Here is a 968-nt window from a genome sequence, read left to right as displayed (position 1 = left end):
GCCCGTACAGCTTGCCGTCCCACTTAAATCCGCCCAGCGGGGCCTCGTAATACGCTTTGCCGGCCTCCTCGCCGCCGGGCACCTCCGACAGCAGGCCGTTCTTGGAATATTCCGGCACCCAAGTGCCGAACACCTCGGCGATGTCCGGCGGATTTTGCGCGGAGAACGACGCTTTCAGCTTTTGGTTATAGACGTCGTAAGGAAAGCTTTGATAGCTGATTTCCACATTTGGGTGCGCTTTCATATAACTGTCGATCATTTTCTTATAATTATCGTTGAATGCTTCCGCCTGATGGCTCCAAAACACCAGCTTCACTTTTGGGCCGTTCCCCCCGCCTGCATTGCCGTCACTTCCGCCCGACGCCGACTCTTGCGAGCAGCCGGACAGTGCCACGGATACGCCCAGAGCGGCCAAAAGCGATGCCTTCGTCAATCGTTGTACGCCTTTCATTCGATTTCCCCTTTCTCATGATCGTCATCGTGGATTGGAATCGATTTCCTATCCAAAATGTACCGCTTTCATTGCGCAAAGTCAACAATTATTTTTCAGATATTTGCGGCAATTATTGCAAAAATATATTTCGTTTTGTAGTGATCATTTCAGTTGACCTGACGCGCCGTTTTGCGTAACATGAAAAGTAGAATTTGCGGCAAATTTTCTCATTATCCGATAAGAAGCGGGGTTACGTTATGCCAACACTGAAAGATATCGCGGACCGCGTCGGCGTGTCCGTCTCCACGGTGTCACGCGTCTTGGCCAACGACGCCAACCGGACCGTGAATACCGCAACCAAACAAAAAATATGGGACGTCGCCCGGGAGCTCGGCTATCAGATCAAATCGTCCGGCGACGACGGCAGAGCCGCGCGAGGCATTGGCTGTATCGTGTCGACGCTTCAGAACCGCCACTATCACCCTTACTTCTCGGTCATCTGCGACGGCATCGAGAAGGAGCTGGCCAAGCACGG

General features: G+C 52.8%; 2 protein-coding genes. One reads left to right on the top strand and one right to left on the bottom strand.

Annotated features, from left to right (window positions below; translation table 11 throughout):
• Nucleotides 1-451 (bottom strand): ABC transporter substrate-binding protein (locus QJ48_RS33375; protein WP_157261839.1); only part of this gene is annotated, 451 nt, incomplete at its 3' end.
• Nucleotides 452-690: 239 nt separating this feature from the next.
• Here QJ48_RS33375 and QJ48_RS33370 point away from each other — a divergent pair.
• A partial coding sequence (locus tag QJ48_RS33370) for a LacI family DNA-binding transcriptional regulator (protein WP_157261838.1) occupies nucleotides 691-968 on the top strand: 278 nt, incomplete at its 3' end.

This window comes from Paenibacillus sp. A3, assembly GCF_001399685.1.
GTDB lineage: Bacteria > Bacillota > Bacilli > Paenibacillales > NBRC-103111 > Paenibacillus_G.
This window is presented reverse-complemented; position numbering and strand designations above follow the sequence as displayed.